Genomic DNA, 8,376 nt, shown 5'->3' with positions numbered 1-8,376 from the left:
AGACCCCCGAGCAGACCGCTGATGGGGTCACCTCCGCCGCTGCCCCCGAGCAGACCGCCGAGCAGACCGCTGATCGGGTCGTCGCTCGCGACCACCGCCGGCCTGACGTCCTGTGAATGTGCCACGGCGGGCGCGGCGATCGCCGCGGCGACACCGAAAGTCGCCACCGCGATGACGGCCTTGATCATTCGCTTCATTGATTTGCCTTCCCGGTCTTATTCCGAATCCCGGAATAAGAGCTAAGAACCCCCGTGTACCGGCGCAGCACGCCGGCTGATCGGCTACAGGCCGAATTTCTATCACCACGGAGCGGGAAGGAGAATCCGCAGGTCACCGAGGATGGCCGGGCTCCAGCGCCCGGTAATTCCGGATATGGAACCGCTAAGGCTCACCCTCTGGTCATCGGCACAGAGCCGGTTTTGGCTTGACAAACGATGAGATGCTCACCGGCCCGGGAAAAAGGCACGGTAAACCTGCCTCCCGGGCCTGGGGAACATATTTTCCGCCGCCTTGAATCGGATCAGGCGCTCAGCCGCGCGACCGGAGTCGCCGGGTCGAACGGGAACCGGTCCGCGAAGGCCGGGCGCAGGTCGCTCAGCCAGACGGCTCGCGGGTCGTACCGGGCGAAGAATGGACGGCCGACGAGTTCGGGATCTCTGGCCTGGATGAGGTGGAGGACGAACACCCGCTGCCCGGCGATCTCGGTCACCCCGTCCAGGCACACTTTGCCCGGAGTGGCCGACATGGAGGGCCCTCTGACGGTCCGGCACAACCCGGACACCTGCGCGTACGCCTCCCGGAACAGCTCGTACGCACGCGCGAGCGGCACCGCGAAGTAGTCCTGCGGCCCGGTGTCCCGCTCGACGAACATGTAGTAGGGGATCATGCCGAGCGCCGCCTGCCGCCGCCACATGCCGGCCCAGACGTGCGCCTCGTCGTTGATGGAGCGGATCACCGGCGCCTGGGTGCGGATGACCGCCCCGGTGTTCCGTACCCGCCGGACGGCCTCGGCCACGATCGGCGGCTCCAGCTCGCGCGGATGGGAGAAGTGCGCCATGAACGCGAGGTTCTTCCCGGCCGCGACCACGTCCTCGAACAGCCGCAGGGTGGCGTCCGCGTCGGGGTCGGTGACGAACCTGCCCGGCCAGTAGGCCAGCGACTTGGTGCCGATCCTGATCGACTCGATCTGCTCCAGCTCCAGCAGCGGCTCCAGATACCGCCGCAGCACCGGCTCGCCCATGATCATGGGATCCCCGCCGGTGAACAGCACGCTGGTCACCAGCGGATGCGCTTTCAGGTAGCGCACCAGGCTGTCCACGTCCCCGGAGGCGAACTTCAGGTCCGCGTCCCCGATGAACTGCGCCCACCGGAAGCAGTACGTGCAGTACGCGTGACACGTCTGCCCCTGCTTCGGAAAGAACAGCACGGTCTCCGGATACTTGTGCTGCATGCCCGGCACCGGCTCCTCGCCCATGGTGGGCACGTTGAGCGCGAGTTGCCCGGCCGGGTGCGGGTTGAGGCGGCGCCGTACCTCGTTGGCGGCCTGGTTCACCCGGGCGGCCGGCGCGCCGTCGCGCAGCAGCCCGGCCAGCCGGGTCACGTCGGCGGCGGGCAGCATGTCCTCCTGCGGGAAGACCAGCCGGTAGATGGGGTCGTCGGGTGCCGCCGACCAGTCGATGAGCTCGTCCACCACGTACGCGTTGGTGCGGAAGGGCAGCACGGTGGCGACCGCGGCGGTCCGCAGGCGCGTGTCGTCGTCGAAGCCGGCCCGGCTCAGGAGTCCGTCTAGATGTTTGCTGGTGTAGGCACGGAAGCCACGGGTCCCCTCGGTAAAGATCACTCGGCCTTCCCTTCTCGGCACGTTTTTGCGTACTCGTGTAAACCAACTGTGTCTGTCAGGCGTCTATGCAACTCATATACCGGGTGCAGCGTCCTCTGACTGGCTGTTCCAGGATTTGGCAAAGGTTTCTGTCAGAATTTTGCCAATCTCGCGACATATCTCGAAACGCGGTAGTCTGCTCCCTGTGACAGCCAACGACCCAGGTCAGCGCGCCTCCGACGCTGATCGCGACCGCGTCGCCGGGGTCATCGCCGAAGGACTCGCCTCCGGCCGGTTGACCAGCGCCGAGCACGCCGACCGGCTGGAGGCCACGTACGCGGCCGTGACGGTCGGCGACCTGGTCCCGATCACCCGGGATCTGCCCGACACACTCCGTCCAAACATGCCGACCGGAACCGAACGCCAGCGGGTTTCGGCCGTGTTCAGCAAGGTGATCCGGGGCGGCCGCTGGGTGCCCGGCCGGCACACCACGTTCAGTTCCGTCTTCGGCGCGCTCATCGTCGACCTCAGCGAGAGCGTGCTGCCCGGCCGCGAGATCACGCTGGAGCTCAACTCGTTCTGCGGGAAGCTCATCGTCCGGGTCCCCGAGCACGCGAACGTGGTCGACGAGGGCAGCGCGCTGTTCTCCAAGCGCCACGTCACCGGCGGCAAGAGCGAGGACGGCCCGCTCATCCGGGTGACCGGAAGCTCCAGATTCGGAAAAGTGATCGTATCCCGCGCGATCACCGACTGGAACATGCGGAGTTAGGCACCCCGGCGCCGGACCTACCATCAGTAGAGTCACGGATTGGACGGCGCAGTGATCCCCAAGGCAACACATGGCGAGTGAAGTCCTGCCCGTCGCGCTGGACGCGATGGGCGGCGATAACGCCCCACGGGAGATCGTCGCGGGAGCCGTCCTGGCGGTGCGCGAACACGGCGTGCCCGTCGTCCTGGTCGGCCAGCCCCGCCTGCTGTACGAGGCGCTGTCCGCCCACGACGCCACCGCCGAAGTGCCGATCGTCCGCGCCGAGGAGGCGCTCGCCATGGACGAGGGCGCCCTGGCCAGCCTGCGCCGCCCGCGCTCCAGCATCGCCGTCGCCTGCCACCTGCTCCGCCGCGGCGACGCGTCAGCCGTCGTCTCCGCCGGATCCACGGCCGGCGTCGTCGCCACCGGCAAACTGCGGCTGCGCGCCCAGCACGGCGTGCTCCGCCCCGCCATCGCCGTCGCCCTGCCGACTCTGCCGCACCCGACCGTCCTGGTGGACGCCGGCGCCAACGCCGACGTGAAGCCGGAGATGCTGGTGCAGTTCGCCCACCTGGGCGCGGCCTACATGGAGGCCGCCCTGGACGTGAAGAACCCCAGAGTCGGCCTGCTCACCATCGGCGCCGAGCCCGAGAAGGGCAACAAGCTGGTGAAACGCGCCCACGAACTGCTCAACTCCAGCCCCGGCCTGAACTTCACCGGCAACATCGAGGGCCACGACCTGCTCACCGGCGAGGTAGACGTGATCGTCACCGACGGCTTCACCGGCAACATCGCCCTCAAAACCATGGAAGGCAGCGTCCGGTACGCCTTCGGCCAGATCCGCGAGACCATCGCCGAGAGCCGGGTCGCCAAACTCGGCGGCCTGCTGCAACGCTCCCGGCTGCGCGAACTCCAGCGCCGGCTGGACCCGGAGGCGCACGGCGGCGCCGTCCTGCTCGGGCTGACCGGAACCGTGGTGATCGCGCACGGCTCGGCGCAGGCCCGCGGGATCGCCGCCGCGTGCGAACTGGCCGCCAGGCTGGCCGCCGGGAAGATCGTCACCCGCGTCGGGGAGCGCGTCGCCGCGATCCCGCGCTCACATCGCCTCTGGTAAACCCTGGCGACGGTTAAGTCCGGGCGTCGCTAGGCTTGGACCCATGACCGACCCGCAGCTCGTACTCGCCGAAGGGGTCCAGCGGGCGCTGGCCGCCGCCTTCGGCCAGGAGTACGCCGCCGAAGACCCGCTGATCAGGCCCTCCCAGTTCGCCGACTACCAGGCGAACGTCGCGATGAGCCTGGCGCGACGACTCGGCCGCTCGCCGCGGGAGGTCGCCCAGGCGATCGCCGCCCACCTCGACATTCCCGGCACCGTGGAGATCAGCGGGCCGGGCTTCCTCAACCTGACCCTGTCCGACGGCTGGCTGGCCGAGCGGGCCGGCGAGCAGCTCACCGACGAACGGCTCGGCGTGCCCGCCGAAGCGCAGAAGACCGTCATCGTCGACTACTCCGCGCCCAACGCCGCCAAGGAGATGCACGTCGGCCACCTGCGCACCACCGTCGTCGGCGACGCCCTGGCCCGGGTGCAGGAACACCTCGGCCACCGGGTCATCCGGCAGAACCACCTCGGCGACTGGGGCACACCCTTCGGCATGCTCATCGAGCACCTGCTCGACATCGGCGAGGAGGCCGCCGTCGCGCAGCTGTCCGCCGGCGCCGGCAACGACTATTACCAGGCCGCCCGGGTCAAGTTCGACACCGACCCCGCGTTCGCCGAGCGGGCCAGGGCCCGCGTGGTCACCCTCCAGGCGGAGGACCCGGAGACGATGCGGCTGTGGCACCTCTTCATGGGCGCCACCATCCGCTACTTCAACAAGGTCTACACCCAGCTCGGCGTGACCCTCACCGACGACGACATCGCCGGCGAGAGCATGTACAACTCGATGCTCGCCCAGGTCTGCGACGACCTTCAGGAACGCGGCATCGCCGTGATCAGCGACGGCGCGCTGTGCGTCTTCCCGCCCGGCTTCACCGGGCGCGAAGGCCAGCCCCTCCCGTTCATGATCCGCAAGAGCGACGGCGGGTACGGCTACGCCACCACCGACATGGCCACCATGCGCTACCGGGTCCAGGACCTCAAAGCCGACCGCATGCTGTACGTGATCGGCGCCACCCAGTCCCTGCACATGCAGATGCTCTTCGCCTCCGCCCAGATGGCCGGCTGGCTGCCCGAGCACGTCCAGGCCGAGCACGTGCAGATCGGCAGCGTGCTGGGCAGCGACGGCAAGATGTTCAAGACCAGGGCCGGCAAGAGCATCAAGCTCCTCGAACTCCTCGAAGAGGGCGAATCCCGGGCCGCCGCCGTGCTCGCCGACCGCGACTACGACGCCGCCACCCGCGCCGAGATCGGCCAGGCCGTCGGCATGGGCGCGATCAAGTACGCCGACCTCTCCGTCAGCCACGACAGCGAGTACGTCTTCGACTTCGACCGCATGCTCGCCCTCACCGGCAACACCGGCCCCTACCTGCAGTACGCGACCGCCCGGATCCGCTCCATCTTCCGCCGCGGCGAGTACGATCCGGCAGCGACCCAGGGACCCATCCGGATCGGGCACCCGGCCGAACGGGCTCTCGCGCTGCAACTGCTCGGATTCGGGGCCGTCGTCGCCGAAGTCGGCGCGGAGAACACCCCGCACCGGCTGTGCGCGTTTCTGTTCGACACGGCCAGCGCCTTCACCACGTTCTACGAGAACTGCCCCGTGCTCAAAGCCGACAGCGAAGAGGACAGGCAGTCCCGGCTCGCGCTGGCCGCGCTCACGTTGCGCGTCCTCACGCAAGGGCTCGACCTGCTGGGGATCGAGGTCCCGGAACGGATGTGACGGCGCGCCTTCGGGTAAAGGTGGCCCAATGGCGTCTAGTCTTGGCGCGGTCAAAAGAGTGTCTGGCCATTTGGCCGCCCGTTGAACCTGTCGGGGCCGCGGCCGTCGGGGAGCGTACGTTTGAGCATGGACGTCAGCACGGAGCCGTCCGGGCGTGAAGACGCCACGGAGTTGCACCGCTACGCGGAGGCGTTGCTGACCCATCTCACCGCCGACGGCACCGCGCCTCCGTTTCCGGACGTCGAGGTGCCGGGGTATTGGTTGTCGCCTGCCGTACAGGCGTTGGTGCTGATCATGCACGGGGAGGACGCGCTCGAACCCCTCGCGCGGGCGGCGCGGCTGGACGGGGCGCGCACGTCGCTGTTCCTCTGCCTGGCGCTGGCGGTGTGCGGGCACGGCGATCGCATCCACGCGTCCTGGCTGGGGACGGCGTTCGGGGATCTGTCCGCCGATCGGCCGGTCACGTCGGGGCAGCGGGCGTTGTGGCTGGCGGCCGCGCGCGGAGCGTACGGGCCGGCGGGCAAGATCTTCGTGCTGCGGAAGCTGGACAGTATCGAGGTGCCGCCGGAGGACGAGCTCTGGCTGAAGGCGCTGGTGCCTGAATCCGGGCCGGTTGTGCCGGGGGCGCTTGCCGATTATCCGGAGCTCGCTGACATTCCTGCTCTTGGGGAGCCGGTGCGGGCCGCGTCGCGGCTTACGCGGTTGCGTGAGCGGTGCGAGGAGATTCTCTCGGTGCGGCAGGCCGGTGAGGTCGTGGCCGCTGGGGAGTGGCCTGAGATGGAGCCAGTGACGGTGTTGCGGGCGCTCATCCGGGAGGGGGACACCGATGGGCCGTTGAGTTCGTTGAGCGGGCATCTGCTGCATGATGTGGCGCCTGGGGCCGATCCGCATGTGGCGGCGTTGGCGTTGCATGTCGCGGCGCCCGCGGTGCGGGCGGCGGCGGAACGGCTGGCGGAGAGTTCGCTGTCGGAGACGCCTGAGTCGGTGGCTGTGCCGATCTTCGGGAACGTCGTTCTTCTGCGGCCGGATGGGCCCGATTCGACCACGCTGGCCGAGGCCGAACGCCTCGTCGTCCTGCGCAACCCTCCGCGCCGGCCGTATCGTTTCGGTGCGTACGCGCTGCTGGGTCTTGGCGCCACGTGCATCCTGGCGGGAATCCTGTGGATCTCCCTGTGGCCCTTGCTCATTCTCGGGGCCGGGCTCTGTGGCTTCGGCGGCTATCGCCTGTGGCGGAGCCACCAGCATGTTCTCGCCGAACTCTCCCGCATCGAAACCGAGTTGGCCGGGCTCCACCAGCGTGCCGAAAGCGCCGTGTGGGCCCTCCACGAGTACGCGCGCGAATCCAAACTCCGCAGCGAACAGGCCACCGACGACCTGGCCGCCCTGACCCGCCTCCTCCGCCGCGGCCCCCGCGCCGGCTAACCCAACCTGATCGGAGGCTCGAGTCTGAGAACTCCAGGTCTCTGGGGCAACGGAGTCTGAGGACTCGCGAACATAGGCCCGTAGCTCTCTTGGCGCCGGTGCGGCGAGGAGCATCACCTGCGTAAACGGCGCCGGATAACGTCGAGCGACCCGGCGCCGCCGCACCCCTAGACCGAGGAGACCTCAACATTGGCAGGAGTCAGAAGGAAGACCTTCTCGGCTATCCGCTCGATACGTCCCTCACACCCATAAGCCAACCCGGCCGCGAAGTCGACCATGCGAGTCGCCTCAACCGTGGACATGGTCCCCACGTCCATGACGACGCTGTGCCCCTCACGGAAGTGACGCCCCACCGTCAGCGCGTCGTCGTATTTCTTCGGGCGGACCATGATGATACGTGCGGGTTCGCCGTCTGGCTGCCAGCGCCGGGCCGCTCGCTCAGATGCCGGAATCCAGTCGTCTTCGTACTGCTCTTCGCCATAGGGCTCGTCATACTGCTCAGCCCCGCCCAGGCCAAGGTAGCTCGCTACCTTGCGCACTGCCCCCATCGGCTTCGTCCTTTCCGGGTTTGTCCCGACACTTGGGACGCTAACCGACCATTCCCCAAGAGCGAACAGACACGCCACGGCATAGCATTATCTTTGTAGGGTGCATAACATGCGTATCTTCACTGTCGATTCGTTCACTGACCGGCCGTTCAAGGGTAACCCTGCAGCCGTCTGCCTGCTGGAAGCTCCGGCAACCGCATCATGGATGCAGGAAGTCGCGGCGGAAATGCGGCATTCGGAGACCGCGTTCGTGCTGCGGGAGGGGTCTGGGTATTCGCTGCGGTGGTTCACGCCGGAGGTAGAGGTCGCGCTGTGCGGGCATGCGACGCTGGCCGCGGCTCATGTTCTGTATTCGATCGGGGAAGAAAGCGGGCGGATCGAATTCTCTACCCAGAGCGGGATTCTTTCGGTTGAGGGCGACTCATCCGGACTTATTACGATGGATTTTCCGGCGAAGCCGCCTTCGGAATGTGTGGCGCCGGTGGGGCTTGTTGAGGCATTGGGGGTCGAGCCTGTTTGGGTGGGGAATAGTGAGTTCGACCTGTTGGTGGAGGTGAAATCTCCGGACATCGTGCTTGAGTTGGCGCCTGATTTTGGGGTGTTGGCTTCGTTGGAGGTGCGGGGGGTTATCGTTACGGCGGTGTCTCCGGATTCGGATGTGGATTTCGTGTCTCGGTTCTTTGCGCCTCGGGTGGGGATTGATGAGGATCCGGTGACGGGGTCGGCGCATTGTGTGCTGGCGCCGTACTGGTCTGGGCGGTTGGGGGTGCATGCTTTGACGGGCCGGCAGTTGTCTGCGCGGGGTGGGGTTGTTCGTACGACCCTGCGGGATGAGCGGGTTCTGCTTGCTGGGCATGCGGTGACGGTGTGGTCGGGGGAGCTGCACGTGTGAGGTTTCTTTCGTTGCGGCTGGGTTCGTAGCGCGGTGGCTGGGGTTCGTAGCGTGGTGGCTGGGGTCCGTGG

At 67.7% G+C, this 8,376-nt stretch carries 8 protein-coding genes; 5 read left to right on the top strand and 3 right to left on the bottom strand.

Translation table 11 applies throughout. From position 1 onward, the window contains the following. A partial coding sequence (locus Aph01nite_RS40140; RefSeq protein ID WP_204046333.1) for a hypothetical protein occupies positions 1-197 on the bottom strand: 197 nt, incomplete at its 3' end. Between the two features lie 323 nt (positions 198-520). Then, entirely contained in the window at positions 521-1,840 is a 1,320-nt protein-coding gene (locus tag Aph01nite_RS40135; protein ID WP_204046332.1) for a KamA family radical SAM protein, read from the bottom strand. Between the two features lie 184 nt (positions 1,841-2,024). On the opposite strand from Aph01nite_RS40135, the gene Aph01nite_RS40130 reads away from it, so the two are divergent. From Aph01nite_RS40130 to Aph01nite_RS40115, 4 genes are all read left to right on the top strand, one after another. Further along, a complete protein-coding gene (locus Aph01nite_RS40130; protein WP_239162342.1) occupies positions 2,025-2,588 on the top strand; it encodes a DUF1707 SHOCT-like domain-containing protein in 564 nt (187 codons plus the stop codon). Between the two features lie 70 nt (positions 2,589-2,658). Next, entirely contained in the window at positions 2,659-3,681 is a 1,023-nt protein-coding gene (plsX, locus tag Aph01nite_RS40125; RefSeq protein ID WP_204046331.1) for a phosphate acyltransferase PlsX, read from the top strand. A gap of 43 nt (positions 3,682-3,724) precedes the next feature. Next, complete coding sequence (gene argS, locus Aph01nite_RS40120) at positions 3,725-5,443, top strand: arginine--tRNA ligase (RefSeq protein WP_204046330.1); 1,719 nt, start codon at positions 3,725-3,727, stop codon at positions 5,441-5,443. Between the two features lie 126 nt (positions 5,444-5,569). Then, complete coding sequence (locus Aph01nite_RS40115) at positions 5,570-6,865, top strand: hypothetical protein (RefSeq protein ID WP_239162341.1); 1,296 nt, start codon at positions 5,570-5,572, stop codon at positions 6,863-6,865. A gap of 167 nt (positions 6,866-7,032) precedes the next feature. Here Aph01nite_RS40115 and Aph01nite_RS40110 read toward each other — a convergent pair whose 3' ends face one another. After that, positions 7,033-7,413, bottom strand: a complete 381-nt coding sequence (locus Aph01nite_RS40110) for a cell division protein SepF (protein WP_204046329.1) — start codon at positions 7,411-7,413, stop codon at positions 7,033-7,035. A 109-nt stretch (positions 7,414-7,522) separates the two neighbouring features. Here Aph01nite_RS40110 and Aph01nite_RS40105 point away from each other — a divergent pair, with 109 nt between their 5' ends. Then, positions 7,523-8,305: a PhzF family phenazine biosynthesis protein gene (locus tag Aph01nite_RS40105; protein WP_204046328.1), complete on the top strand. Its 783-nt coding sequence runs from the start codon at positions 7,523-7,525 to the stop codon at positions 8,303-8,305. The last annotated feature ends 71 nt before the right edge of the window (positions 8,306-8,376 follow it).

The organism is Acrocarpospora phusangensis, assembly GCF_016862995.1.
Classification (GTDB): Bacteria; Actinomycetota; Actinomycetes; order Streptosporangiales; family Streptosporangiaceae; genus Acrocarpospora; species Acrocarpospora phusangensis.
The sequence above is the reverse complement of the archived record's forward strand: the minus strand, read 5'-3'. Positions and strand labels throughout refer to the sequence as shown.